Here is a 24,680-nt window from a genome sequence, read left to right on the forward strand (position 1 = left end):
CGTAAACGTAATAATTTACAATAATGAAACAAGCTGATTTCCGAAATGAAGCTTACCTCCTCGGCGGCGGCAAACCTCCAAATTCACAGTCGGTTCAGGAAGAGCCGGGTCAAGTTGCAAAGAAAGGCCAAACAGCTCCTGTGCTTCATTGAAACGTTCCTGTGAGGCCCGGATACAGCCTAAAGCATTATACACCATGGCTTTGAGCTTGGTTTCCCTTATCAAACCGAGCATATGGTTCAGATGACTCCAAGCAGCCTCCCCCTCCCCTTCTTGCAGGTAAGAGATGGCTAAATATAATCGAGCAGCCAGGCTATCCGGATATTGCACAATAACTTCCTTAAACTGCTCAATACATTTTCCATACATCAAGAGCTTATAATACCCCTGACCTCTGACAAAAGTATCCATGCACAGCTCGGGTGCTTCCTGCTCTGGCACTTCCTCTTCGACCACAGTCGTAAAATCTACACTTTCACGAAAGTGGCTTAGCTTCTCTGCAAAGGCCAGCCATTCATCCATGACTTTATCGCTAAGTCGATGCAGCATATTATAATTGCATAAAAGCTCATTCCGGCGGGCACCCTCCGCTGTAGGGTAATCTGTAACGATCTCCTGAAGCACCTTGTTCATTTCAGCAAACAAATGTTGAAACATGGGCTATCCCCCCTTACTGAAGATGAAATCAGTTCAGCTTGCCTGACTTCATTTTCTGCGAGATCGGGGTCTTTCATCCCTGCCATTCATTACATGGCGTAAGTCCATCCTTTAAGCGATTGTAGCATGCAGTTCGTGATCGGCCAGCTTCACGGGTTTGTTGTTCTCATCCACGAATACCACTGTTGGCTTATGCGACTCCAATTCTTCTGAGGACAGCATCGCATACGAAATGATAATTACTGTATCTCCCGGCTGAACCAGACGAGCAGCTGCACCATTCAGACAGATCACACCACTGCCGCGAGGCCCAGGAATAACATAAGTTTCTAACCGGGAACCATTATTGTTATCGACGATCTGCACTTTTTCATTCTCAAGAATATCTGCCGCTTCCATTAAGTTCTCATCAATGGTAATACTTCCTACATAATTCAAATTCGCTTCTGTCACCGTCGCGCGGTGAATTTTGGACTTCATCATATGTCTAAACAAGAGCGGCAACCTCCTTTGGAATAAATACATTATTGTCAATTAAGCGCGTTCTGCCAAACTTCACGGCAAGCGCTATAATCATTTCCCCATCTACATCCGTTAATACAACTTCGTTCCGCAAGCCTTCCAGATTAGGAAAGGTCAGGATTTCCGCATAATCAATAACCGCCAAAGGTGAGCTAGAAATAACGGATGTCAACAAATCCCGAACTTCAGCTATAGTTCTTACCTTTCCTTCTTCGATGGCCTCACGCGCTTCACGCAGGGAACGAGATAACACCAGAGCCTGGCTACGTTCCTCCGGAGATAGGAATACGTTACGTGAGCTAAGTGCAAGTCCATCTCCTTCACGAACGATAGGGCAAGGAACAATTTCAACATTCATATTTAGATCAGACACCATTCGGCGGAGCACTGCTACTTGCTGAGCATCCTTTAGTCCGAAGAAGGCATAATCAGGCTGCACAATATTGAATAGTTTATTAACGACTGTCGTTACCCCATTAAAATGTCCTGGACGTGATGCCCCACAGAGTCGAGTGGTAAGCTCAGATACCGAGACTGTAGTCCGGGTAGGCTGCGGATACATTTCTTCCACACTGGGGATAAATACAATATCGACACCTTCGCGTTCCGCAAGCTCCAAATCACGCTCTTCATCGCGCGGATAGGAATCATAATCCTCATTCGGTCCGAACTGCAGCGGGTTCACAAATATGCTCATAACGACCGTGTTGCTCATTTCGCCTGCCCGCCGAAGCAGACTGGCATGTCCTTCATGCAGGTATCCCATCGTTGGAACAAACCCAATTGGAGTGTGCCCACCTTGTCTCATATATTCCAAAGCTTCGCGCAGTTGCTTAATGCTTCTGACGACTCTCATCTTATTCCCCATCCTTTCCGGCACCGCCGTATAAAGATTCCAGAACGGTTTCATCTGCTTTAAAAACATGACCTTCATCTGGGTACGAGCGATCCTTCACTTCTTTCACATATTGACTGATACCCTCACGAATCAGACTACCCACATCCGCGTAAGTTTTGACAAAACGTTTCTCACGGTAGGGTGAGGCATAACGCAACAAATCATGGAAAACCAGTACCTGTCCATCACAATAACGACCTGCACCAATCCCAATGGTCGGTATGCTCAGTGCCTCAGAAATCGCTTGTGCTACTTCTTCAGTCACTAGTTCCAGTACCACTGCAAAAGCACCGGCGGCTTCAAGCGCTTTAGCCTCATCCATCAGACGTTTTGCATCTTTGGCATCCTTACCTTGAATACGGTAGCCACCAATCATATTGACCGATTGTGGTGTAAGCCCAATATGTCCGAGCACAGGAACGCCTGCAGCTACAACCGCAGTGACTGTCTCACAAATTTCGAGACCACCTTCCATTTTGACGGCATGAGCCCGCCCTTCCTGCATTAGTCTGCGCACACCACGCAGAGTTTCATCTATACTTCCGTGATAGGTCATAAATGGCATATCTGCCACAATGAACGTATTCTGTGCACCCCGGGTTACTGAACGAGTGTGATAAACCATATCGTCAATTGTAACAGGTAAAGTTGTATCATATCCAAGTACCACGTTTCCTAAGGAGTCACCCACCAGGATAAGGTCGATACCGGCTTCTTCAGCAAGTAATGCCGACGGGTAATCATAAGCGGTCAACATACTTAACCGCACCCCATCTGCTTTCATTTTTTTCATTTTCACAATATTAAGTGCTTGTTTGTTTGCCATTTCTCTCTTCGTCCTCCTTTTTGAAATTACATCCCCGTAAAAATCGCAACAAAAAAACCCTTTAGCAATAATTTGCTAAAAAGGTCCGAAGGGCAAAAAAGAGTCACTCGCGATCGTCCCTTCTGTCTCGGTCCTTACGGCTCAGAGCAGAATCCAACGTAACCGTCTAACGCAGTTATGAAGGTGATTCCAATAATAAAACCATTATAAGTTCATCAAATCAAGAGTACAGTTCGCAAAACGATACCGCCTCTGCCCCATAGTATAACAAAAAGGACACGGAAATACACGAAAAAAATATGACAGGGGATGACACCCTGCCATATTGAAAAGACTCACAAAGGATTTATAAAAGCTCGATTTCACCAGAGCACACGCTAGAAATCTCTCCAGAACTATTTTTAAGTAGTAGTCCACCTAATTCATCCAGACCTACTACAACTCCTTCAGAGCGTCCCTGAGGGCTATTCAGAGCGATTTGGCGCCCCAAAGTAACTGACATCGACTCCCACAGCTCTTTGATAGGTTTAAACCCTTGATTCATGTATAGAATGTAATGCCTCTCCAGCTCATCCATTACAGCTCTTACCAGCTCGGAACGGTCAACAGGGACACCGCCCCGCTGAATTCGCAGGGAGGTCGCTACTTCTTTCAGATGATCAGGATAATCGTCTTCAGTCATGTTCGCAGAAATTCCAATCCCGGCGATGCAATAATGAAGCTCTCCTTCTCTTAGAGAAGACTCAAGCAAAATCCCGCATATCTTACGATCGCCCGCAAGCAGATCATTCGGCCATTTAATCCCGGCATCTACTCCGGTTACCTGGCGAATGGCCTTACAAACAGCAACTCCAGCAAGCAGTGTTAACTGAGGGGTCTGTAACAGGGGTAAATTCGGCCGCAGTACTATACTCATCCAAATCCCTTTGCCACGCGGTGAGTACCATTTCCTACCTATTCTGCCTCTACCTCCGGTTTGTTCTTCAGCGATTACGGTTGTTCCCTCTGGCGCACCGCTTTCTGCCAATCGTTTGGCTTCCTCCTGAGTAGATGCGACAGACTCCAGGAGCTGAACGCTGTCTATCCAATTCGAATCAGAAGCTTCCTGCTTCAATTCGGTTAGAGACAATGCCTTATCATAGCTCATGTCCATCCATCCTTTTTGCTTCAAGCAACAATTCTCGTTTATTGTTTAACAGATCACCCGCAGCAGTCGCTTGCAGCAGAGCACTAAGCATATTACCCAGCCAAGGCCCCGGACGTTTCTCAATCGCTTCCGCCAACTCATTCCCTGTAACAGCAAGCTCTGAGAGGCTCTGCAGCGGCATTTGTGCGATCCACTCTCTTGCAGCTTGTAAATAGATCAGACCATTTACAAGATCTGGCGCCGCTGGAGTAGTGACAGCGCGCGAGTCTTTCGAGCCCGCTGGCAAGCTCGCAGCGGGAAGGGCTGCTGCTGGCAAGCTCGCCAGCAGCGAGAGCCAACCTTCGGCGGCTTCTACGCCGAAGGTCAGCACGGCGGCGATCCAGCGCCGCCGCAGTAGATCCGTGCCGCCAACTTCCCCCGGCGGCACTGCCTCAAGGGCAGCGGTCCAAGCTTCGCGGACCCGCAGCACCCGGACGACGCTTACGCGCGTCGTCCCAGAGAACGTCCATGCCCGCAGCAGCTCGTCGGCCTCCTGGGCCGACTGCTTCAGGGCATGGAGGAGAAGCGCCCACCGCAGGTGGGCGCTCTCCAGTTCCCCTATCCCGGCCGTTAAGGCGGCAGCTGCCGCCATATCGGTTCCGGTCCAGGGGAACGGGGCTTTGCCGCGCGCTAGCAGCTCACAGCGCGCTAGCATAGCAAGGCCGCGCCGAGGATGCGGCCCCTCTATGATGCGGTCCAGCTCCGCGCGGACACGCTCCACAGCAATATGCGCCAGCTTATCTCGCTGGCGCAGTAGCCCCCTCCACGTATTCTTAGCGATGGAGAAATCTAACACCGATGCGAAACGAATGCAGCGAAGCATGCGAAGCGCATCCTCATCGAACCGTTCCTCTGCATCACCCACACAGCGGATCACACGGAGAGCCAGATCCTTCTCGCCTCCGAAGGGATCAATCAAATCTCCACCCAGCCCGCAGCATATCGCATTAATCGTAAAATCACGACGACGAAGATCTTCCTTCACATCGCTAACAAATTCAACATGGTCCGGACGACGGTGATCGACATAGCCGCTTTCAGTTCGATATGTCGTCACCTCAAATCCATGCCCATCCTGAAGCACGGTGACCGTCCCATGTGCTAGCCCTGTTGGAATACTGCGTGCGAAGATGGCTATTACTTCCTCCGGCACTGCTGAAGTTGTAATATCCATATCATGCACTGGCCTACCCAATAGCTCATCGCGAATGCAGCCTCCGACCCAAAAAGCCTCATAGCCGTTTTGAGTTAGCTCAGAAACTACATTTTCCGCTGCAACAGCCATAGCAGATGGCGCCATTTTCCATTTCATTACGAACTCCTTACCCCCTGACTGTATCCAGTCTAGGGACCTTGCGCCCGAGCACACGGTAATATATATCCTCATACTGACTTGTAATCGAATCCTTACAGAAGTCTTTGCAGGCCGTTTCCAGACAAGCTTGTCTGAACTGCTCCACCATGCGATCATCCGAAAGGAGTTTGATTGCATATTTCGCCATAGTTTCTGTATCCCCAATTGGAGCAATGAATCCTGTCTTGCCGTGTTCTATGAGCTCTGGAATGCCTCCGGTTTGAGAACCTATAGTCGGAACGCCACATGCCATCGCTTCCAGAGCCACCAGTCCAAAGCTTTCCTTTTCAGAAGGTAACAGAAGAAGATCAGCCAACGATATAACTTGAGCAATCTCATCCTGTCTTCCTAAGAAGCGGACTTTATCATCCAGACCCATTTCACTAATCTTAGCTTGAATCTTAGGAAGATCTGGCCCTTCGCCAACAAGCAGCAGACGTGAAGGGATTTCACGATTCACTTTAGCAAAGATATCCACAACATCACTTACCCTTTTAACTGGGCGGAAGTTACTGATGTGCATCAAGATCTTCTCCTCAGGGGAAGCAAAATCATCCCGTAGATTCGAAACATCCCGTGGGTAATAGACACGATGGTCAACAAAATTATAAGTAAGGTCGATCTCGCGCGTGATATCCAGCACTTCTCGAGTTTCTCTAATGAGATCCTTCGATACAGCTGTTACTGCATCACTTTCATTAATCCCAAGACGGATTAGATCTTTTAGAGATTCATCTTGTCCAAGTACCGTGATATCCGTACCATGCAAGGTCGTTACAACTTTTATATCATTACCAAGCATCTGCTTAGCAAGGAAAGCACAAACAGCATGCGGAACAGCGTAATGAACATGAAACAAATCCAAATTCTGCATTTTGGCAACCTGAGCCATTTTCGTAGCGAGCGCTAAATCATAAGGAGGATATTTGAATACATAATAATCATTAACCTCTACCTCATGGTAAAATATATTTTTCTGGAATTTCCCTAACCGAAACGGAATGCTGTGTGTAATAAAATGAACTTCATGTCCCTTTTCGGCCAAGAGCTTTCCTAATTCAGTCGCTACTACGCCTGAGCCGCCAAGAGACGGATAACAAGTGATGCCTATTTTCAAACGATCCATATTCCGTCCCCTTCTATACCTTATATAGTTTGATCCCCTGCAGTAAACAAATCTACTGCATAAGGCACTTTTGTTGCAAACCCTTCCGCATAGGGAATGAGTCTCCGCTGTCCAAGCAACATGTCTCTGGAACGAACACGTTCAATGTAACCTTCTGTCAGCGGTGTGGATACAGCATCGGCACCGAGCTGCTTGGTGAACTGGGAGCGATAGCAGGACAACGCCTGTTCTTTCAGCCCATATTGTTTAGTAACATCTACAATAAGATCCGTACGTCCTAGATCATTTATAAAATAAAAAAACAGCTGTGGAGCCGGAACTGCCGGCTTGTCCGACATGTATTTACGTAGTTTGGCATTAAACACAGCTTCCTCTACCAGCTTACTGCACGCAATATGATCGGGATGACGATCTTCCCAATAAGGAGCAAAAACAATCGCAGGAGCAAACCGGCGAATTTCTGCTGTCACAGCGGCCACATGCTCTTCTGTTATAAACAGCCCTCTGTCAGATAAGCCCAAATTCGTCCGCACAGACACGCCAAGTAGATCAGCAGCTTGCTGTGCCTCTTCCTTGCGTAGCTCTACAGTACCGTTCGAGGACATTTCCGCAGCTGTTAAATCGCACAGACCTACTTTTAGTCCTGCCGCGGTATGCTTCGCAATCGTACCTGCCATTCCGATCTCCGCATCATCCGCATGAGCCCCAAATACAAGAATGTCCAGCTTCATTCATCAACACCTGGTTTGTATTTATGGACGAGTTCTCGCCAAGCAAAGTCACCACGATCAATCGCCTTCACAAGCACCTCAGCTGTTGCGATATTCGTTGCTACAGGGATACCATATACGTCACATAGACGAAGTAAAGCTGTAATATCTGGTTCATGTGGTTGTGCCATTAATGGGTCGCGCAAGAAAATAATAAGATCCAATTCATCTTGGGCTACCATTGCCCCAATTTGCTGATCTCCACCCAATGGTCCTGACATATAGCGATGAATCTTCAAGCTAGTCACATCCATGATCCGTTGGCCAGTAGTCCCCGTAGAAAATAGTTCATGACCTACAAATACATGCTCATAGGCTAATACAAAATTTACGATTTCATCTTTTTTACGATCATGTGCAATAAATGCGATCTTTAACATGGTGTTCTCCCCTGTCTATTCTATAAAGTGCTCAAATCCATAGATCAAGCCAGTGTATCCCATTACCTTTTGAATACCCATCTTAACGCCTGGCATATAGCCTGCTCGCTCATAAGAATCATGCCGGATTTTTAAGGATTGTCCGAACCCACCAAAAATCACTTCTTCTTGGGCAAACACACCAGGAAGACGGACACTATGTATCCGGAATCCATTATAGTAACCCCCACGCGCACCCTCAATCGTTTCTTCTTCTTTAGGGTTTCCTTGACGAAGCTCTTCCCGTACTTCTGAAATCATCTCTGCTGTTTTGACTGCAGTTCCGGATGGAGCATCCAGTTTTTGGTCACCATGATACTCGATAATCTCCAGATGTGGAAAGTATTTTGAAGCTTGAGCCGCAAATCTCATCAACAGAATAGCCCCTATGGAGAAGTTCGGAGCAATAAGTCCACCTATCCCCTGGTCTTGACACTGCTTGTCCAGTTCCACAATTTGCTCCGGTGTGAATCCGGTTGTACCGATAACCGGACGCACGCCATATTTAATGGCTAACACTGTATTCGTATACGCTGATTGCGGTGTAGTGAAATCGACCACAACATCTCCGTTGCTTCCTGCGAGGGCAGCCTCAAAATCTGAAGTTACAATAATTCCTGAGTCTTCCAGACCTACTAGACGGCCTGCATCTATATCCATCGATGAACGATCTACCGCAGCCGCTAGCTCCAACTCTTCGTCTTGCAGCACAAGTTTAACAACCTCTTTACCCATTCTCCCGCCTGCGCCGGATACGATAACTCTGATCTTGTTGCTCATATCTTTTCATCCTCGCTTTCACTAGTTATATAGTTATTGCATATACGATTGTATGGATTTCTGAAGGTCTACCATCAATTCTCGCAAGCCAGAATCATCCGGATGTAAAGAAATCACCTCTTTTAAGGCGGACATAGCCTGTATATGTTCATTCACCCGACTATGTGCGATGGCAAGCCATACATAAGCATCCCCGTATAATGGATCCAGGGCGATGGCCTCTTTAAGTAGCGTAATCGGATGGTACGGGTTACGAGTTTTGTTTTCTTCATCTTCTATCAACCGCTTAGCTTCCTGTACATGCATCATAGCTTGAAGATGCTGTAGATGTAGACTATACTCAGGTTTGCTGCCATCTAACTTCATAGCCGCCTGAGCATGAACTAAAGCTTTATCTAGCATACCACTGCGGGCATATGTTATGGAACAACGATATCTGACTTCAGCATCAGCAGGACTTGCTGCAATCGCAGCCTCAAAGCAAACAATAGCTTCCGCAAAGTCACTACGCAATATTGAGCGGTAGGCTTCTCTTACATAATCCCTTTGATCCATATCCTCACCATCCTCACGGCTAAATCCCGTTCGTTTGGTACAGCATATGTTATAGAGGCCTAATCGGTGTCTTTTGGTGTCCAGCGCCCAGCATCTCGGGTATTAAACTTATGCATGACCTTATTATGTGCTTCAGTCAGATCAATCCCAAGAGAATTTGCAAAACAAACGGTAATAAACAAAATATCTCCCAGTTCAAGCTCTATAGAATTCTCTGCTTCATCAGATTTCTTCGGCTTCTCACCGAATTCATGATTGACTTCCCGCGCCAACTCTCCGACTTCCTCGGACATGCGGGCTAACATAGACAGCGGACTGAAGTATCCTTCTTTAAATTGCGATATATAAGCGTCTACTTCACGCTGAATGTCACCAAGACTTTTGTCCATAAAATGTATCTTAGCCCCCTCTGTATATCTTGCCTTCTGTTTGCCCCTATGTTATCGTAAAGACGTTTTGAAGACAAATCTTTTTTGAATATTTTAACACCTGCAAGAAAAGGTATACTTATTATAGGAAAAGAAAAACTGCCTTAACAAGGCCTAACGAGGGATTCCATGAATTCAAACAAGGTAATTTCAATCAGCAAAACAGTTGCCCCTATCATGCTCGGAACCGCAGTATATGCATTCGGACTACTGTATTTCATCATTCCCAGTCAACTCATGGAAGGCGGCGTAACGGGAATCACACTGCTGCTTAATTATGCCTTTGACATTCCAATCTTTTTAACAACACTGCTAATCAATCTCCCATTGTTTCTGCTCGGTTGGAAAGTCCTAGGCGGCCGCCAAATTGTATACACAGGTGTAGGAATCGGATCTTTGTCCCTTTTCTTGTGGATCTTCGAAAGATTGATCTCTGCTGGATGGATTGTTCCTTTCAGTACCGAACATGACTTTATTCTTGCTGCGCTATACGCAGGGGTAACACTCGGAACCGGGCTTGGGATTGTGTTCCGTTTTGGTGGCACTACAGGTGGTGTAGACATTGTGGCAAGAATTCTGGGACGGAATTTCGGCTGGAGCATGGGGCAGATTATTCTGGCCATCGACATTTTCATTATCGGCTCTTCCATCTTCTATATCCCCAAAGAAAAAATTCTATACACACTCGTTGCTGTGTTCATCGCATCGCGTGTCATCGATTTTATCCAGGAGGGCGCTTATGCCGCCAAAGCTTTTACAATCATTAGTGATGAGGCACCCCAAATTGCTGATCTAATCACTGCTGAACTAGAACGAGGGGTAACACTCATTCCTGCAATCGGTGCGTATTCTAAGCAAGCCAAACATATGGTGTATTGTGTAGTTTCAAGGCAGGAAATTCGCCGTCTTAGTTTACTGGTTAAATCGATTGATCCGCATGCGTTTGTAATTATTAGCGATGTGCACGACGTACAAGGCGAGGGATTCAGAGAAACATAAAATATCCCCACAAAGTGTGGCCTTGCTTCGATGCGTACTCAGGTACTTTGCGGGGGCCCCAAATAAATAATTTCTAATTCGTTAAAAATAGGAGCGGGGGACTCTTCCCCGCTCCTTTTGGTTATATAAACATTCCACTAAATGGGTTTGAAGTTCTGATTCTCTCCACGGTACTTACGATAACCCGCATAAGCTAATACAGCGATAATAAAACCTGCGGCTAGTCCTCCCCAAATCCCAAATTCTTGTGAGGCCAAGGGTACTGACAAAGCCGGCTCATCCTTCTCTTTTCCGAACATTACCCGCACAGTATCCTGACCATAAGACACAATTTCAAGCAACCGGGCCCGTTCGATTTTTTGTGAGGAAGAAGAAATGCCTGCGGCATAAGAGAGCCAGGAATCAAAAGCATTTACAACTTCAGGTTGCCGAGAGACGATCACCGCTGGCCGGATATTTTCGTACCTGCCCTGTAGCCTCTCTACAGCCGTTTTCCATCCCGCCAGATCATTTGTAGCACCACTTTGCTCCATCGCATTTAAATCCTCGCGGATTAGCTTATAATACTGAAGCCAAATGGGTTGTCCGGGTTGATTTAGACTATTGGCAGCTAACCGTAATTTGGCCGCTGTAGCCTCCAATTGCTGCTGAGATACTTTTGCGCTTGCCACAGCAGCCTTCAGGTCCATAATGACCCCTGATAAAGCATTAATGCCCTCTACAGAGGTCATTCCTTCAAAAGAAGAGGACACTATGATCCTAGAGATCTCTTCAGTCTCTTGTCGGACCTTCATCACATCCCCTTCCAAGACATACCCATACAATGCCTCAGCGGCTTGTTCTAGCAACTGTGCTCCGGTCTTTCCGCTCATCACTGTCAAGCCGTTGCCCGAACTAACATCGGCGCTTTGCTTCGAAGCCTTGCCAGAGCCTTCACCAGCATTCCCTTGCGCTGCCGAAGCTTTTTCAACATTCATGCTGGTCAGTAACCAGCAAAATACTAGAATAACCAACACATAATATCTCCCTCGGAGCATGAAATACCCCCTCCTACTTAAGAAGAAACGACGTTGTCATCTTTTAAAGACGAGATTCGTTTCTCGTAAAATTATAAGGATTAAGCATAGTATAAAACTCATACTTCTTATAATTCTAAATGTATGGCAGGGGGACAAGGGTTAGAACTGCTTACTAGAACCTATTCTTAAATTGATAGATAGAGTCTACTGGTCTTTGTCTACTACTAAACAACCAAGCAACAATCACACTAAACACTGTAAGCGCCATCGTGAAATATTGCACCTGTGTGACATCATCATTCAGTACAGAAGGTAGCCACGGGTATATTCCGTAGGAATAGTCCAGCATATCGTTTGCAAGGGTCCAGAACAGCGCTAGCGGAATCATTTTGCGGAAAGAAAAGAATCGTGCATAGATCAAAGCTTCTACTGCCATCCCCAAATGAGAGATCACCAGCATCCAATCTTTCCAGACTAGAATATCTCCTTGATAACCTCCAGCAAAAATCATACTTACTGCCCAAATCCCATACTTCACAGACGTCACAACCGCTAACGCCTCAATAAGCTCCCTTACATTGTTTCCCGTATAGCCTTTTGGAGGAAAGAGCATTAGCAACAGCGCCAAGGTAAAGAACAAGCTCGCGGTTGGACTATCTGGAACAAACGGGAGCAACCAAAGCGGAAAGTTAGCCGCCGTGAACTCCAATTGATTGCCATACCATATGTAGCCATAAATGGTACCGAGAAGATTCACAATGAATAACAACCAAATGATTCCTCGGTGCTTAAACAGTTTATCAAGAACGGACATACAGATCATTAACCTCCCAAGTAGTGGCAACTTTACATTTAGACATACAAAAACCTGACCGCAGTTTCGATCAGGTTTTGCGTTATTATTATTTTACTGTTCGCTTTTTTGTTTGGCAAGCCAGTCTGCCAAGGCATCAATGTCTTGATCAGAAAGCCCCGCTCCCAGAGCAGTATCATACATCTTCGGCATCTGCCCTTGACCCTCTTTTATAATAGTAAGGATTGCTTCTTTATCATGGGTGTCCCCAACGCCGCGAAGTGAAGGTCCGCCTGCCCCTTTCAAATCCGCTGCATGACAAGAGATGCAAGTAGCTTGCTTAAATAGCCCCATAGCTGGATCATCCTTATCTACAATCGCTACTTCCTTCGCCTTAACTGCACTAGAGGTTGGAAGCCCCTTCGCCCTATTCTCTGCCGCCTTCTCTTCCCGTTGAACATCTTCAGGAATTTGACCAGTTTCAGCCATTTCATGTTTGTATTCAGTCCAAGCGGTATTTGTTAGGTACACAATCGCCGCTAGCGATAAGAACATCAAAGATGAAGCGATCGGTCTACGGTAGAAGCGACGTTCTCTGCCCGTGTCAAGAAATGGAGCTAAAAGAAGTGAACCAAAAGCTACACCGGTTACTCCTAATGTACCCAGTACGATATAATCACCTGAAGCATAAGGAAGCTTCAAATACTGATAGAGAAACAAGAAATACCAGTCAGGAATTGGGATAACCGTAGCACTCGCATTCGCTGGAAACCCTAGCGGCGCTGGCTCTGAAATAGTAAGCACTAATATTCCTACAAGTACAACGACGCCAACCATCCATTCTTTTAGTAGAAAGTTAGGGATAAAGGCTTCCGATTTACCAGGATAGGCTGAATAGTCTGGAGGTGTGATAAATCCATTGCCTTTACGAACTCTGGTATCACCGACATATACAACCTTTTCCTTAGAATTGTTTCCATGTGCCATCCATATTCCTCCTCTCTCAGATTAACTTACAACGGTCCAGAAATCCCTTGTCTGCGGATCATAATAAAGTGTCCTACGAGCAGACTAAGAAGCACCGCTGGGAGGAAGAATACATGTAGTGCGAAGAACCGAGTCAACGTTTCTGCACCAACAATCGTACCGCCTTGCATAAGTTCTTTCAATACGGGTCCCATCACTGGAACCGAGTTAGCAATTTCGAGTGTTACCTTAGTCGCAAAGTAAGCTTTATTGTCCCAAGGCAATAAGTAACCCGTTAAACCGAGCCCCAACATTACGAAGAAGATGAGCATTCCAACTACCCAGTTCATCTCACGTGGAGCTTTATAAGAGCCTGTAAAGAAGACGCGCATCGTATGAAGGAACATCATAACAATGACAAGACTAGCACCCCAGTGATGCATTCCGCGAACGATTTGTCCAAAGGCAACACTAGATTGTAAATACTCAACACTTGCATAAGCATTGATAATATCTGGAACATAATACATCGTTAAGAACATACCCGATAAGATCTGAATCACTGTAATAAAAAAGGTCAGTCCGCCAAAACAATACACAAACGCAGAGAAGTGATGGGCCGGGTTAACATGCTCAGGAACCTCGTGGTCGGCCACGTCTCTCCAAATTGGCGTAACATCCAAACGTTCGTCAATCCAGTTATAGACATTTTTAAACATTAGAACCTACGCCTCCTCACTAGCTACTGTATTAGGCACAATATCACCCAAAAGAACCCACCCGTTATCAAATTTCGTTTTATACTGGTCCAGCGGTTTTGGAGCTACTTCGAGATTTTTGCCGAGTTTGGTATAACGTGCACCGTGGCAAGGACAGTGATACTCGTCCGGATATGCCTTATCATTGTTCCATCCGACCGTACATCCTAAATGTTTACAAATGGGTGAAAGCGCATAAATATCACCCTTTGCGTCTTTACGGATCCACGCAGTCAGCGTCGCTGTGCTGTCGTACCATCCGTCTTTCTGTTTCAATTCAAACGTAAACTCTTGGGGCTCTTCGGTGATTTTGCTAATTTCAGCAACCTTTATAAAATCACCCGCGCCCTTCTTATGTAATATTGGGTCCACGACAAAACGGACCATTGGGAGAATTGTACCTGCCCCCATAAAAGCAGTAGCGCCACCTAGCGTGTAGGTCAAAAATTGCCTGCGCGACATCTCTTTACGGCTGGGTGGTTGTTCAGGCCAAATATCCTGTTGATCATTATGGCTGCTCATACTGTTATATAACCCCCTTCTCAAGATATAAGAAAGTATCTAAGGTGTCCGATCAGAGATGCCTTACTATAAATAATCCGTTTTCAAATCTTTTCAATGAAATACATCACATACCATTTCGATTCAACCTAATAATAGCTTAGGCACCAAAACCCGTCAAGAATATTGTCTAATTTGTGACAGGCCAAAAAGTGATTTTAACTTATAATTGTTGATTTTCTGTCACATTTAAAAGGGACTCACCGTCGCCACATCTCTTGAATTTTCATACCAATATCACTATTAATCTTACCTTCCAGAGAACCCTCAATGATAGGCAGAGAGAGTACTAAATCGCTTTCAAAAATTTCTTGTTCCAGAAGTGCTATATCTGCTGTCAACACCACAGCATACTGGAAACCACTGGATTTGACTTTTTGGCAAACCTCATTAATTAGGTCAACATATCCTCCCCCTCCATACTGAATCGCTGGATAAGTTACAATCCGTCCCTTAAACGGTATTTCCACCAAATCCATAAAATCACGTAATCTTTCTAAAGCTTGAACCGTCTCAGGAGGACTTTCAGCCCCGCTTAATCCTGTAAAAGGTATGAGACATGTATCATAGAACTTTCGATTTTCTTTCCACTGCTCAACTTCAAAATCACTGAATTTCATTTATGTCCATCTCCTTATTTACGATCCTTCGTTACTTTCACATTTCACAAATTTGCCCGAAGTTATAAATCCCATTATATTGAAAGAGGGGGACGAACGTCTATATTTAGATTTTCATAGGTTTTCCTTCACCTCTAATTGATACAGAAAGCTTCATTACTCCATTAGAAAAATCACAGCGTATAACAAGAAAGACGCCTGGTCGCGTTCTTGGAGGTAGAGTTACAAGCTGAGTACATCCGTAATTCCATACACGTTCTATATACACCTTCGTAGTGAGGTTCCGCTAACGGACCGTATGGCCTTAATTTCGATTAAATGAGCACATATATTAGGGACGGACCGTATTGCACTTATTCCCTAATAACAAGCCCCTTCCCGGGTGATTTGGTGCGAATAACAGCGCTGGCTCGTTTACGTTACCAATTGCACATTGTATTCGGTTTTTCGCATACATTTGGCTCGTTTGCGTTACCGGTGACACATTGTATTCGATTTTTCGCATACATTTAGCTGTTTACGTTACCGATGGCACATTGCATTCGGTTTTTCGCATACATTTGGCTCGTTTACGTTACCGGTGGCACATTGTATTCGGTTTTTTGCATACATTTGTCCGTAAGCTCGACTAAAACATGCATTTCGGAGGATATAAGGTCCGCTCGGTTTTTTAGAATCTGACGGCGACTCTCGTTTTTTCCAGTCTCCTGCTTCTTCACGTTCATCACTCCCCTCTTTCTTCGGAGTTATCCACATTTTTTTGTATTGTATAATTTCCTAAACAATCGAGTAGGAGGGGGCGGCGAGCCCCCGGCCTCTCACACCACCGTACGTACCGTTCGGTATACGGCGGTTCATGAAATATTCCGTAAGGAGTTCTATCTGTCCAACACACTCTTTAATCCATTGGATTCTCAATATTGGTTATTCAATGCACGTTGCAGAATTGGACTCCCTGCAATTCGCCAGTACCCTTTCCGAGTATTTCCCCACTCCTATGCTATGTCCTTAGGCACGCCTAAAGATATAAGCCTTTTGACTTTGGTTCTCGGGTTCTTCCATTGCTTCCAGAGACACATTCGCAATCTCCTTCGAATCCACATATCCATCGCTTTTAAGACACTTGGCGTATCCGCCAGACAGAAATATCCCTGCCATCCCATCAAGTATCGATTGAGCTCCTGGATTCTCTCTTCCATTCGCATCGCTTTCTTTCGGGATGTGATCTCCCGAATTCGTGCCTTCGCTTTCTGCAAGGAATGTTTCGCTATCCTCACCTTGGGTTCTTTATCGTGACTAAAACTAAACCCAAGAAATTTTCGTCTCCATGGGCGGTCCACCGCACTCTTCGCTTGCTTCACCTTTAGTTTTAGCCTCGTCTCGATAAATACGGTGACAGATGCCTTCACTCGTTCTCCTGCTCTTGGCGTTTTCACGTAAATATTGCAATCATCCGCATAACGAACGAAGCGGTGTCCACGTTTCTCGAGTTCCTTGTCGAGCTCATCCATGACGATGTTAGATAATAACGGACTGAGTGGACCACCTTGCGGTGTCCCTTCAGTTGTCGGTTTTACTAACCCGTTCTCCATCACTCCTGACTGAAGATATTTTCGAATCAGCAGGAGAACTTTCTTGTCCTTCACTTTAGCCGAAATCTTCATCATCAGTCGGTCATGGTTGACGCGATCAAAGAATTTCTCCAAGTCCAGGTCAACGACGTATCGATAGCCTTCTTTCATGAATTCTCTAGCTTTCCTTACCGCCTCATGTCCTCGCCTTCCCGGACGAAATCCATAACTGTGGTCAGAAAACTCTGGATCAAATAATGGGGTTAGTACCTGAGCGATTGCTTGTTGAATCATTCGGTCTGTTACGGTAGGTATTCCTAATAACCTAACGCCTCCGCCACCGGGTTTCGGGATTTCGACTCGGCGCACAGGGCTCGGTTCATAGGTTCCTTCTTCTATCGATTGCCGCAAGGTTTGCCAGTTTTGTACGATGTGTTCTCGTAAGGATTTTACGGACATCCCATCTACGCCATGACTTCCTTTATTCGCTTCAACACGCTTTAAGGCTTGCAGAAGATTTTCCCGTGACAGCAGCTGCTCCAACATTTTTTTTACCTCTCTTTACGTGATTTGTATCTTCCTCTTGTGCCAGAGATGAATTCTGCCCTGCCGAAGCTCCTCACGGGATTCACCGCTTTCTTCTTCAGTCAGGTCCTTTCGGATTTTTTTTCTGCTTTCATTACTCATCTTGAACGCCTGGATGTACAAATACCTACTTCATGTTCAGCCCTTCCGCAGCTGTTGCAACAGCTTGCGTACTATGGCGTCTGCTGACTTCTGTGCGTTCAGCCTGCTCTCACAAGCAGGGTTACGAAGTGGCTTCGCCTACCGCACAGATCTCCCCAGGTAAGGACGCTATCTTCCTCTCCATCTATCTGCTCCATTTACTCCCGTACGCCTTTGGCAGTATGGACTTTGGTTTGTTATGCAACCTCATCCAGCCTACGTTAGCCTTGTATGAAGTTCGTGTTCCTCAGACCGGAGATTTGCCGCCGGTTTCCTTCAGATTCCACCTCACGGTGGACACCCTTGCCTTAGACTAATGGCTACTACTGCCTTCGCCATTCGGGACTTCAACCCTATAGATAGCGCCCATGCTGGGCGCACATAAAAAAAGAAATGCGCTAAGCGCATTTCTTTATGCCAAACTTTTAAGTTCTTCTGTAAGATTTCGGAAAGCTAATTTATCTCCTGTAGCCAGCGCCGTGTCAATCTCACGGTGCAAGATGTCGGAGCGACGCTTTCGCAGCGCTTCATCCCACACCATTTCTGCCGCAAGTCCTAGCATCACTTCGTACGTAGCCTTCATTTTGTCCATTCGATACACCTCCGCTGTTTAAGAGATCCTTATTGCTTTAATATTTTGATATCCATCAAGATGATTTTGTTTTCGTTTTCAAAAGTGACGGCACCTACTAAATCATATTCAACAATCCTGTCTACGTTCTACATATTTACCCATTCTAATCAATACTTCATTTATTGTCCTATCAACAACCAAAGTACAGTCCACATCTACATATGTAATCCCCATAAGCATTGGCTTGATGCCTCCATACTGCTATAGATGTTTAGGCACGGCTATCTCCATCCCCCACGGCGTCATCATCACAGCGAGACCAGTGGTGGTCTCCCCTAATTTCAGCATCCCAAGGTGCACCATCATCCTAATAATTCGTTGCTCCAGAATAGAGGCAGCATTGTCATAATAGAAAGGTTTAATTAACCACCCTATACCATCCACTAATGAAGGTACGCTCACCCAATTCCCAGCACTAATGCTTACCCAATACACCAGTGAAGGCAGGTTTGGTACAGCCCCCTTATATAGTTTTAACCAAAAAGAGAATATCTGCATCAACGAGTCACATTTCCCATCGGCCAACACTGCCTCTCCTGTCGCCGTGAGCCTTAATCGAAAACCTTCTTCAGTGATCCAGCGGCGGTGACGAACATAATCATACAGGAGCGCTAATCTAGGTGGATAATGCTCACATGCCCTACCATAACCAAATCTCCAGCCGCCTTTGCTAAGCAGATCCTCCGGAATATGAAGTGCATTCATCACTCCTTGCTGATACCGCCTATACATTGCCCCTTCCTGATTAAGCTCTGGCTCATTTTCCTTGATATATCTCAGAAGCATAACCAGATCACTTAATAACAATTCTCCTTCATTTCGATACATGGCTGGTTCAGAGCTAACCGTAACCTTATCCTTGATATGTGCGCTCATCGTCTCACGAAAGCGCTCTTTCAAGTCTTTGGGCACTTGGAACAAATATCTCGTTTGCTGGGAAGAACCGCTAAAGAGCCAGCCTCCGCTTTTGAAACGAGAAACCATTTCTCGGAAACCCCCGGTCTTTCCTTCTTGGGTATCAAAAGAAGCTTGCCTAGCTACTGCCAACAAATCTTCCAGACTAAAGTAGCTGCGTTCATCAAAAAGTAATGTATTCAGAAACCGTAGATCCTCCGGAGCACATTCCCGGATATGAGACTCCATAAAACTTCTGCTTCCAAGCATAATCAAAATACTCTGGATCAAGTCATGTTTGGAATTCTGCTTGCATTCACACCGGTAGCGTCCCGCTATGGCGGTCAGCTGTCCAATATCTGCATAAGTGAGCATATCCGCCAGATTCATGTTTTATCGCCTCACCGTTTTACTACCATTATGGGAAATACAGCCCTTTTTATTCCCCTTTGCGCAAAAAAAATAACCCGATGCACGGGTTAACGCTGATTTTGCAGGATATGGCGAGTACAATTATAAAGAATAGGGTTCCATTCCCGTTCTTTCTTCTCCAAAATCGTCAGGGATAAATTTCCAATCCGCTCAGAATACTTATCTTTGTAAAATGCAGTATACAGTTGAGCGAGGAACCCTCCATGAGATATGACTAGTATGTTGCGATTGGGATGCTGCGCAGAAATATCCTCCATAAAGGCAAGTGCACGCGCTTGAAGCTGTTCGTCAGTTTCTTGACCAAGCGAAAGCTGACTCCAATCTTTCCCCCACTTCTCTTCACGCTCAGCGGCAGTAAGTCCTTCTACCTGTCCGTAGGCACGTTCCCGGATCCGATCATCCGGATCAAGTAACGGTACATTTAATTTATCTGCGATAATCCTACCTGTCTCTGCTGCCCGGGAAAGGTTACTTGTAATGCAGTAATCCCAGCGATACGGCTCTTGTAATAAGCGGTCAGCAAGCATAGCAGCTTGCATCCGTCCTTCATCATTAAGCGGAATATCACTTTGCCCCTGTATCTTTCCAATTGCGTTCCAGTCCGTCAATCCATGGCGTATCAAGCCGATTAGCATATTGCCTCCCCCTTTTCACCCAAGTATTTGTCTCTTAATGTAACATGGATGAAATAAAAAGTCTTCTTTTATGCATATTATAATACAAAAAATCCCCTTATCTTTACATAAAGGGACTCCTACATCGTTCTTAACACTATTATATACTACAATAGCTAAGTCATACATCAATAGACCCTTTATGATCTGCGATATCGATTCAGCCGGGTTAACGAAAACACTGCAAAACCCACGCCAAGCATGGATAACATCATCCAATATTGAGGATGAGTAGGTCCCATATTTACCACAAGCGGTTCAATAATCCCACCTTCAGAGCCTAAAATGGGATAAGTGGATGTCCATTCCATAGAGCCAGCAACGCCTGTCTCTACAATTCCACTTTGAGCCACAGTGATATCAGCAGGTGTTCTAAACATAGTAAAGTAAAGAACACTGGACAAAAATACCGCCAGGAAGCAAGCGATCCAGAGACTAAGCCTGTGACGAACAATGGCAGATGTCCCTGCGGATTTCCCATCCCCTGGCATTAACCAAGGACTCTCTAGATAAATCCGCTCCATAACTTTAACATTTATAACTTCTGCACGCTCTTCACTAATCTCTTCTTTCAAATCATGCATAAGCTGGCTACTCTCTTGCCACAGAGACCACTCAGCAGCGCAGTAAGGACAAGTTGCAATATGTTGTTCGAGCAAAATCCGCCTAGGATGTGTGGGGGGAGCGTCCCACAAGAGCGGAATACATTCTTGCGCTTCCCTGCAATTCATTCGCCTTACACCCTCTCAACCTGCTCTTCAACTTCAGGCTCATTGAAATAGGATTCGAGTTGAAGCTTCACACTACTTCTGGCACGAAACAACAATGATTTCACGGAGCTCACACTCTGATCTAAAATTTCTGCAATTTCTTGATAATCCATCTGATCGTATTCACGCAGGATTAGCGCAGAGCGTTGTTTCTCCGGAAGATTATTAATTGCCTCACGAACCAAGTTCATCCGTTCTTTACGCAATGCAGCCTGCTCAGGCGCTACTTCAAACGGTGCAACTGGAGTATATCCACTCTCTTCTAGGGATACATTTCCGGCACGATTCTTACGAAGCTCACTTAGCACGGTATTACGAGCAATAGTGTACAACCACGTTGAAAAGGAAGCATCTACCTCTCGAAAGGAATGCAAGCTACGGAATGCCTTGTAGAAAGTCTCCGAACAAAGGTCCTCTGCAATTAGCTCCATTTGTGAGTTTCTAAGCATATGATATACAAATGCCAATATTTTTCGTTGATAACGACGCATTAATTCTGAATATAATTCTGTGTTACCTTGTTTGATTTCCTGGATCAACTGGGAATCCGTCATGGTGAGATTGGCCCTCCTCGCCCTTGCACGTCTTTTCCCGTCCGGTCCGTACTTATTATACCGGTTTGGGCTTTAAAAGTTGCGCTGGTTTACTGCAACTTTTTAGTTTATTACAAGAAGAAACGATATTGTCGACCTTTTATGTAAGACAAACGTTCCTTGTGGGAATTTTAGGGAAAATATATGACGTGCAACTTATCCGTTCTTCAATTTTGAAATACACCTATGTATATTCAAACACCCAATAATTAAGGCATGATGATTGTGATGAATATAAAAAGAAAAATGGCATATTTCTTAGAGCATATAAATTTTATAACGAATCTAGAAATATACCAGATCTATTGTATCACAGATTCTCATAGGATGACATTAATAGACTTCAGAGCAGTAATCTCGTCAGCAAGACCTGACAACAGATTATAAACGAACATTAACTCCGTCAATAAGACTTTGATCACTGTAATATGACTTTAATCTCTTTTTAATAAACTGTTGACAAAATGTAAACGTATACATATAATAAAAGTACAGTATGGTTTCTCTCCACTCCTATCCAAATACTAGACGGTTCCAATTTATTGTGAACTGTAGCCGCTTACTTTGTAAGCGGTCTTTTTTTGTTCTGAAAGCGCTCTACCTTTTGTTAGATGATCTATAATAGGTTATTTACTATAGCCAGCGAATTAGCTTCCACAAATCCCCACAGTCATCTATTACCCCGTCTGCGTCCACTTGAAGAGGTATGGAAAAGAGTCAAGATAAACAATATACTAGCTATAAAGTTATTTGTTGAGGTGAATATGAAATGAATGAAATCGATGAATCAAAACAACTTGTACTACAAATCGGCGGTGCCTTGAAAAAGTACAGAAAAGAAAAAAACATGAACTTAGATGACTTAGCAGAATTAACGGGCGTAAGTAAACTTACTCTGGGGAATATCGAACGCGGTGAGACAAATCCAACTTTGGCGATTATATGGAAAATTTCAAAAGGCCTATCTTTACCCCTATTAGCTTTGTTCAAATCTGAAGACCCTGTTAGTTTGTATCGAGCAGGCGAAGGTCTTCGGTTTTCTAATGATCAAAAGAATTGGATCATTGAACCCGTCTTTAAAAACGTAAGCAACGATATTGAAATGTGTCGGGCTTACTTACAGCCAAATAGTTCATATCACCCTGAAGGTCATCATGTGAATACAACTGAAATTGCGACAGTAATGACTGGTTCCATTGAAATTCAAGTCAATGGTGAGATGTACATATTGAATCAATATGATACGATCAGTTTTCGTGCTGATCGCCCTCACTCTTATACCAATCATACGAATAGCGAAACAGTGCTCCATATCTCCTTAAAATATGGTTTCTAAAAGCCAAAAATTTTACTTATAAAATGCAACTCTGAGTTTCCATTATTTATGGAAACTCAGAGTTGTTTTTTTTACTAATATAAGCACTTCAAGTGATAGGACACTCTTCATAAAGTTAACTATAAAATACTTATTGTTAATTTTAGTATACTATAATATACTTTCATTGTCCGCGCGGATATTATTTTATAGCTTTCCAATCAGCAGAAAACCAATAGTACACATTAATTCTGGAAGGGGAAATGAAGAATGCCGAATAAAAAAATCTTATCATCATCAATAGGGCTGCTAATACTCGGCATTATTATTATTGCCGCAAATTTACGTGCTCCCTTAACCTCGGTCGGTCCTTTAGTGGGTCTTATAAGGGAAGACGTTCATATCTCCAATACTTTTGCAGGCCTGATAACAACGGTCCCTTTACTTACCTTTGCTTTATTATCGCCTGTAGTACCAAAACTAGGACGCAGGTATGGAGTAGAACTTTTAATTTTGTTTGCCCTGATCTTTTTGACTGTTGGTATTGTAATACGTTCTTTATCTGGCGCTGCAAATCTGTATATTGGAACTGCAATTCTTGGATTTGCAATTGCCGTTTGTAATGTATTAATGCCAAGTTTAATCAAACGTGATTTTCCTAATAAAATCGGTGCCATGACTGGTATCTTTGGAATTTCAATGAGTTTATCTGGAGCGATCGCATCGGGAATTAGTGTACCGCTAGCCGCAAACGTAGGTATAAAATGGCAGGGAGCGTTGGGAATATGGGGGATCCTAAGCTTTGTATCGATCCTCTGCTGGTTGCCTCAATTAAGGAAGCATACGAAGCAAACAACCTCGACGAGTCAACAGATGGCCTGCAATAATGTTAATGTTTGGCGTTCCCCTCTCGCCTGGCAAGTAACCTTGTTTATGGGTATGCAGTCCATGATTTTCTATGTGCTGATCGCATGGTTGCCTGAAATTTTAAAGCAGCAAGGCATTGACTCAAGCCAATCAGGATGGTATCTCTCAATAATGAAGTTAGCGCTACTTCCCTTTACCTTTATTGTCCCCGTTATTGCTGGGCGAATGTCAAGTCAACGTTCGTTAGTGGTCATCACAACCCTTTTGCTTTTGACGGGAACGCTCGGACTGCTTTACGGAAGCTCCAATATCATTCTGTTGTGGATCATCATACTCGGAATTGGTGGAGGCTGCGCCTTTAGCTTGTCCATGATGTTTTTCGGTTTACGTACTAAAAATGCGCAGCAAGCGGCGGAACTGTCTGGTATGGCACAATCGATCGGATATCTGCTTGCCGCAATCGGCCCTGCCCTTATAGGATATCTCCATGATGCGACAAATAGTTGGAACCTGCCTCTTTTCATTCTAATTGGAGCTTCGGTCTTTCTCTTTTTAGTCGGTATAGGAGCAGCAAGAAATCGTTTTGTAGATAGCCGAAATAGTTACGACGAAATAAACTCAAGTTACATTGGCTAATACCCCTTTCTTTTCATCGTTGATCCAATAACATTTGGCACGTACGAAGACGCTATCGGACACAGTTGACCTTCAGCGCAGCATTATTCCACTTTTGGGATGTTAACGGACCGCATAGCAATTGGCAAGAAAAACACCCAATATTAACCTCTCCAAATGAAATAGCGTCAGTGGAGTCCGAAAGACTGCTTCAAAGGTGGTACTGATGACGATACTGACGGCGGCATGTTGAAGCTAGCAACCAACAAGCCAGAATAACAAAACAGCGATTCTCTAATAACATGAGAATCGCTGTTTTTGCTGTTTATTACGATTTGAAAATGACCCGGAG

General features: G+C 44.7%; 28 protein-coding genes and 1 pseudogene. 4 read left to right on the top strand and 25 right to left on the bottom strand.

The features are described 5' to 3' along the window. Positions 1 to 15 precede the first annotated feature (15 nt). The 12 genes from ACN6KS_RS20260 to ACN6KS_RS20315 all read right to left on the bottom strand — a co-directional run bounded on the left by ACN6KS_RS20260 (position 16) and on the right by ACN6KS_RS20315 (position 9,482). Entirely contained in the window at positions 16 to 657 is a 642-nt protein-coding gene (locus ACN6KS_RS20260) for a tetratricopeptide repeat protein (protein WP_042190119.1), read from the bottom strand. A gap of 111 nt (positions 658 to 768) precedes the next feature. Continuing rightward, the gene (gene panD / locus ACN6KS_RS20265; RefSeq protein WP_094872553.1) at positions 769 to 1,152 is read right to left on the bottom strand and encodes an aspartate 1-decarboxylase; all 384 of its coding nucleotides are present in this window, start codon (positions 1,150 to 1,152) and stop codon (positions 769 to 771) included. Beyond that, positions 1,145 to 2,035: a pantoate--beta-alanine ligase gene (gene panC / locus ACN6KS_RS20270; protein ID WP_341135320.1), complete on the bottom strand. Its 891-nt coding sequence runs from the start codon at positions 2,033 to 2,035 to the stop codon at positions 1,145 to 1,147. The genes panD and panC overlap by 8 nt, the downstream gene beginning before the upstream one ends. A gap of 1 nt (position 2,036) precedes the next feature. Then, positions 2,037 to 2,903: a 3-methyl-2-oxobutanoate hydroxymethyltransferase gene (gene panB, locus ACN6KS_RS20275; protein WP_094872550.1), complete on the bottom strand. Its 867-nt coding sequence runs from the start codon at positions 2,901 to 2,903 to the stop codon at positions 2,037 to 2,039. Positions 2,904 to 3,249: 346 nt separating this feature from the next. Further along, a complete protein-coding gene (locus ACN6KS_RS20280; protein WP_094877089.1) occupies positions 3,250 to 4,050 on the bottom strand; it encodes a biotin--[acetyl-CoA-carboxylase] ligase in 801 nt (266 codons plus the stop codon). Continuing rightward, positions 4,040 to 5,401, bottom strand: a complete 1,362-nt coding sequence (locus tag ACN6KS_RS20285; protein ID WP_440960373.1) for a CCA tRNA nucleotidyltransferase — start codon at positions 5,399 to 5,401, stop codon at positions 4,040 to 4,042. The genes ACN6KS_RS20280 and ACN6KS_RS20285 overlap by 11 nt, the downstream gene beginning before the upstream one ends. 10 nt (positions 5,402 to 5,411) lie before the next feature. Next, positions 5,412 to 6,569: an N-acetyl-alpha-D-glucosaminyl L-malate synthase BshA gene (gene bshA / locus ACN6KS_RS20290; protein ID WP_094874670.1), complete on the bottom strand. Its 1,158-nt coding sequence runs from the start codon at positions 6,567 to 6,569 to the stop codon at positions 5,412 to 5,414. Between the two features lie 20 nt (positions 6,570 to 6,589). Continuing rightward, a complete protein-coding gene (gene bshB1 / locus ACN6KS_RS20295; RefSeq protein ID WP_440960374.1) occupies positions 6,590 to 7,300 on the bottom strand; it encodes a bacillithiol biosynthesis deacetylase BshB1 in 711 nt (236 codons plus the stop codon). After that, the gene (locus tag ACN6KS_RS20300; protein WP_042129517.1) at positions 7,297 to 7,719 is read right to left on the bottom strand and encodes a methylglyoxal synthase; all 423 of its coding nucleotides are present in this window, start codon (positions 7,717 to 7,719) and stop codon (positions 7,297 to 7,299) included. The genes bshB1 and ACN6KS_RS20300 overlap by 4 nt, the downstream gene beginning before the upstream one ends. A gap of 15 nt (positions 7,720 to 7,734) precedes the next feature. Next, on the bottom strand, positions 7,735 to 8,538 hold the full coding sequence (dapB, locus tag ACN6KS_RS20305) for a 4-hydroxy-tetrahydrodipicolinate reductase (RefSeq protein WP_094874669.1): 804 nt from the start codon (positions 8,536 to 8,538) through the stop codon (positions 7,735 to 7,737). A gap of 33 nt (positions 8,539 to 8,571) precedes the next feature. Then, complete coding sequence (locus ACN6KS_RS20310; protein ID WP_440960375.1) at positions 8,572 to 9,093, bottom strand: tetratricopeptide repeat protein; 522 nt, start codon at positions 9,091 to 9,093, stop codon at positions 8,572 to 8,574. 59 nt (positions 9,094 to 9,152) lie between these two features. Next, complete coding sequence (locus ACN6KS_RS20315) at positions 9,153 to 9,482, bottom strand: nucleotide pyrophosphohydrolase (protein WP_036676271.1); 330 nt, start codon at positions 9,480 to 9,482, stop codon at positions 9,153 to 9,155. A gap of 168 nt (positions 9,483 to 9,650) precedes the next feature. On the opposite strand from ACN6KS_RS20315, the gene ACN6KS_RS20320 reads away from it, so the two are divergent. Next, positions 9,651 to 10,520, top strand: a complete 870-nt coding sequence (locus ACN6KS_RS20320) for a YitT family protein (protein ID WP_042190138.1) — start codon at positions 9,651 to 9,653, stop codon at positions 10,518 to 10,520. A 137-nt stretch (positions 10,521 to 10,657) separates the two neighbouring features. On the opposite strand, the gene ACN6KS_RS20325 is transcribed toward ACN6KS_RS20320, so the two are convergent. From ACN6KS_RS20325 to ltrA, 8 genes and pseudogenes are all read right to left on the bottom strand, one after another. Continuing rightward, positions 10,658 to 11,557, bottom strand: coding sequence for a sporulation protein YpjB (locus ACN6KS_RS20325; RefSeq protein ID WP_094874666.1), 900 nt, complete (start codon positions 11,555 to 11,557; stop codon positions 10,658 to 10,660). A 154-nt stretch (positions 11,558 to 11,711) separates the two neighbouring features. Then, on the bottom strand, positions 11,712 to 12,353 hold the full coding sequence (locus ACN6KS_RS20330; protein WP_256990515.1) for a DUF1405 domain-containing protein: 642 nt from the start codon (positions 12,351 to 12,353) through the stop codon (positions 11,712 to 11,714). Positions 12,354 to 12,446: 93 nt separating this feature from the next. Continuing rightward, complete coding sequence (locus ACN6KS_RS20335; protein WP_094874665.1) at positions 12,447 to 13,319, bottom strand: menaquinol-cytochrome c reductase cytochrome b/c subunit; 873 nt, start codon at positions 13,317 to 13,319, stop codon at positions 12,447 to 12,449. A 26-nt stretch (positions 13,320 to 13,345) separates the two neighbouring features. Then, positions 13,346 to 14,017 carry a menaquinol-cytochrome c reductase cytochrome b subunit gene (gene qcrB, locus ACN6KS_RS20340; protein ID WP_042129529.1) on the bottom strand — a complete coding sequence of 224 codons (672 nt, stop codon included), beginning with the start codon at positions 14,015 to 14,017 and terminating at the stop codon, positions 13,346 to 13,348. 6 nt (positions 14,018 to 14,023) lie between these two features. Continuing rightward, the gene (locus tag ACN6KS_RS20345; RefSeq protein WP_094874664.1) at positions 14,024 to 14,578 is read right to left on the bottom strand and encodes a ubiquinol-cytochrome c reductase iron-sulfur subunit; all 555 of its coding nucleotides are present in this window, start codon (positions 14,576 to 14,578) and stop codon (positions 14,024 to 14,026) included. 239 nt (positions 14,579 to 14,817) lie between these two features. Then, the gene (locus ACN6KS_RS20350; RefSeq protein ID WP_440960376.1) at positions 14,818 to 15,237 is read right to left on the bottom strand and encodes a DUF2487 family protein; all 420 of its coding nucleotides are present in this window, start codon (positions 15,235 to 15,237) and stop codon (positions 14,818 to 14,820) included. Between the two features lie 569 nt (positions 15,238 to 15,806). Then, positions 15,807 to 15,962 carry a hypothetical protein gene (locus ACN6KS_RS20355; RefSeq protein ID WP_280786584.1) on the bottom strand — a complete coding sequence of 52 codons (156 nt, stop codon included), beginning with the start codon at positions 15,960 to 15,962 and terminating at the stop codon, positions 15,807 to 15,809. A gap of 189 nt (positions 15,963 to 16,151) precedes the next feature. Continuing rightward, positions 16,152 to 17,354, bottom strand: a pseudogene (gene ltrA, locus ACN6KS_RS20360) (group II intron reverse transcriptase/maturase). 269 nt (positions 17,355 to 17,623) lie between these two features. Between ltrA and ACN6KS_RS20365 the strand changes: the two are divergent. Then, positions 17,624 to 17,851, top strand: coding sequence for a hypothetical protein (locus ACN6KS_RS20365; protein ID WP_440960377.1), 228 nt, complete (start codon positions 17,624 to 17,626; stop codon positions 17,849 to 17,851). 95 nt (positions 17,852 to 17,946) lie between these two features. Here ACN6KS_RS20365 and ACN6KS_RS20370 read toward each other — a convergent pair whose 3' ends face one another. The 5 genes from ACN6KS_RS20370 to ACN6KS_RS20390 all read right to left on the bottom strand — a co-directional run bounded on the left by ACN6KS_RS20370 (position 17,947) and on the right by ACN6KS_RS20390 (position 21,492). Next, on the bottom strand, positions 17,947 to 18,126 hold the full coding sequence (locus ACN6KS_RS20370) for an IDEAL domain-containing protein (RefSeq protein WP_042129535.1): 180 nt from the start codon (positions 18,124 to 18,126) through the stop codon (positions 17,947 to 17,949). 243 nt (positions 18,127 to 18,369) lie between these two features. Then, the gene (locus tag ACN6KS_RS20375; protein ID WP_280786587.1) at positions 18,370 to 19,452 is read right to left on the bottom strand and encodes a hypothetical protein; all 1,083 of its coding nucleotides are present in this window, start codon (positions 19,450 to 19,452) and stop codon (positions 18,370 to 18,372) included. Positions 19,453 to 19,541: 89 nt separating this feature from the next. Beyond that, on the bottom strand, positions 19,542 to 20,129 hold the full coding sequence (locus tag ACN6KS_RS20380) for a histidine phosphatase family protein (RefSeq protein ID WP_094870047.1): 588 nt from the start codon (positions 20,127 to 20,129) through the stop codon (positions 19,542 to 19,544). A 179-nt stretch (positions 20,130 to 20,308) separates the two neighbouring features. Next, on the bottom strand, positions 20,309 to 20,899 hold the full coding sequence (locus ACN6KS_RS20385) for an anti-sigma factor family protein (protein WP_143812129.1): 591 nt from the start codon (positions 20,897 to 20,899) through the stop codon (positions 20,309 to 20,311). 5 nt (positions 20,900 to 20,904) lie between these two features. Then, on the bottom strand, positions 20,905 to 21,492 hold the full coding sequence (locus ACN6KS_RS20390) for an RNA polymerase sigma factor (protein ID WP_042190156.1): 588 nt from the start codon (positions 21,490 to 21,492) through the stop codon (positions 20,905 to 20,907). A gap of 808 nt (positions 21,493 to 22,300) precedes the next feature. On the opposite strand from ACN6KS_RS20390, the gene ACN6KS_RS20395 reads away from it, so the two are divergent. Continuing rightward, the gene (locus ACN6KS_RS20395) at positions 22,301 to 22,867 is read left to right on the top strand and encodes a helix-turn-helix domain-containing protein (RefSeq protein WP_094870048.1); all 567 of its coding nucleotides are present in this window, start codon (positions 22,301 to 22,303) and stop codon (positions 22,865 to 22,867) included. 249 nt (positions 22,868 to 23,116) lie between these two features. Continuing rightward, positions 23,117 to 24,349 carry a CynX/NimT family MFS transporter gene (locus ACN6KS_RS20400; protein ID WP_440960378.1) on the top strand — a complete coding sequence of 411 codons (1,233 nt, stop codon included), beginning with the start codon at positions 23,117 to 23,119 and terminating at the stop codon, positions 24,347 to 24,349. The last annotated feature ends 331 nt before the right edge of the window (positions 24,350 to 24,680 follow it).

Origin of the sequence: Paenibacillus nitricinens, assembly GCF_052056485.1 — a bacterium.
GTDB classification, from domain to species: Bacteria; Bacillota; Bacilli; order Paenibacillales; family Paenibacillaceae; genus Paenibacillus_AQ; species Paenibacillus_AQ nitricinens.

Excerpts from the sequence above, each read along its gene's own strand:
- ACN6KS_RS20260 (WP_042190119.1), bottom strand. The coding sequence starts at position 657 with ATGTTTCAACATTTGTTTGCTGAAATGAACAAGGTGCTTCAGGAGATC.
- panC (WP_341135320.1), bottom strand. The coding sequence starts at position 2,035 with ATGAGAGTCGTCAGAAGCATTAAGCAACTGCGCGAAGCTTTGGAATAT.
- panB (WP_094872550.1), bottom strand. The coding sequence starts at position 2,903 with ATGGCAAACAAACAAGCACTTAATATTGTGAAAATGAAAAAAATGAAA.
- ACN6KS_RS20280 (WP_094877089.1), bottom strand. The coding sequence starts at position 4,050 with ATGAGCTATGATAAGGCATTGTCTCTAACCGAATTGAAGCAGGAAGCT.
- ACN6KS_RS20285 (WP_440960373.1), bottom strand. The coding sequence starts at position 5,401 with ATGAAATGGAAAATGGCGCCATCTGCTATGGCTGTTGCAGCGGAAAAT.
- bshA (WP_094874670.1), bottom strand. The coding sequence starts at position 6,569 with ATGGATCGTTTGAAAATAGGCATCACTTGTTATCCGTCTCTTGGCGGC.
- bshB1 (WP_440960374.1), bottom strand. The coding sequence starts at position 7,300 with ATGAAGCTGGACATTCTTGTATTTGGGGCTCATGCGGATGATGCGGAG.
- ACN6KS_RS20300 (WP_042129517.1), bottom strand. The coding sequence starts at position 7,719 with ATGTTAAAGATCGCATTTATTGCACATGATCGTAAAAAAGATGAAATC.
- dapB (WP_094874669.1), bottom strand. The coding sequence starts at position 8,538 with ATGAGCAACAAGATCAGAGTTATCGTATCCGGCGCAGGCGGGAGAATG.
- ACN6KS_RS20310 (WP_440960375.1), bottom strand. The coding sequence starts at position 9,093 with ATGGATCAAAGGGATTATGTAAGAGAAGCCTACCGCTCAATATTGCGT.
- ACN6KS_RS20315 (WP_036676271.1), bottom strand. The coding sequence starts at position 9,482 with ATGGACAAAAGTCTTGGTGACATTCAGCGTGAAGTAGACGCTTATATA.
- ACN6KS_RS20320 (WP_042190138.1), top strand. The coding sequence starts at position 9,651 with ATGAATTCAAACAAGGTAATTTCAATCAGCAAAACAGTTGCCCCTATC.
- ACN6KS_RS20325 (WP_094874666.1), bottom strand. The coding sequence starts at position 11,557 with ATGCTCCGAGGGAGATATTATGTGTTGGTTATTCTAGTATTTTGCTGG.
- ACN6KS_RS20330 (WP_256990515.1), bottom strand. The coding sequence starts at position 12,353 with ATGTCCGTTCTTGATAAACTGTTTAAGCACCGAGGAATCATTTGGTTG.
- ACN6KS_RS20335 (WP_094874665.1), bottom strand. The coding sequence starts at position 13,319 with ATGGCACATGGAAACAATTCTAAGGAAAAGGTTGTATATGTCGGTGAT.
- qcrB (WP_042129529.1), bottom strand. The coding sequence starts at position 14,017 with ATGTTTAAAAATGTCTATAACTGGATTGACGAACGTTTGGATGTTACG.
- ACN6KS_RS20345 (WP_094874664.1), bottom strand. The coding sequence starts at position 14,578 with ATGAGCAGCCATAATGATCAACAGGATATTTGGCCTGAACAACCACCC.
- ACN6KS_RS20350 (WP_440960376.1), bottom strand. The coding sequence starts at position 15,237 with ATGAAATTCAGTGATTTTGAAGTTGAGCAGTGGAAAGAAAATCGAAAG.
- ACN6KS_RS20355 (WP_280786584.1), bottom strand. The coding sequence starts at position 15,962 with ATGAACGTGAAGAAGCAGGAGACTGGAAAAAACGAGAGTCGCCGTCAG.
- ACN6KS_RS20370 (WP_042129535.1), bottom strand. The coding sequence starts at position 18,126 with ATGGACAAAATGAAGGCTACGTACGAAGTGATGCTAGGACTTGCGGCA.
- ACN6KS_RS20375 (WP_280786587.1), bottom strand. The coding sequence starts at position 19,452 with ATGAATCTGGCGGATATGCTCACTTATGCAGATATTGGACAGCTGACC.
- ACN6KS_RS20380 (WP_094870047.1), bottom strand. The coding sequence starts at position 20,129 with ATGCTAATCGGCTTGATACGCCATGGATTGACGGACTGGAACGCAATT.
- ACN6KS_RS20385 (WP_143812129.1), bottom strand. The coding sequence starts at position 20,899 with ATGAATTGCAGGGAAGCGCAAGAATGTATTCCGCTCTTGTGGGACGCT.
- ACN6KS_RS20390 (WP_042190156.1), bottom strand. The coding sequence starts at position 21,492 with ATGACGGATTCCCAGTTGATCCAGGAAATCAAACAAGGTAACACAGAA.
- ACN6KS_RS20395 (WP_094870048.1), top strand. The coding sequence starts at position 22,301 with ATGAATGAAATCGATGAATCAAAACAACTTGTACTACAAATCGGCGGT.
- ACN6KS_RS20400 (WP_440960378.1), top strand. The coding sequence starts at position 23,117 with ATGCCGAATAAAAAAATCTTATCATCATCAATAGGGCTGCTAATACTC.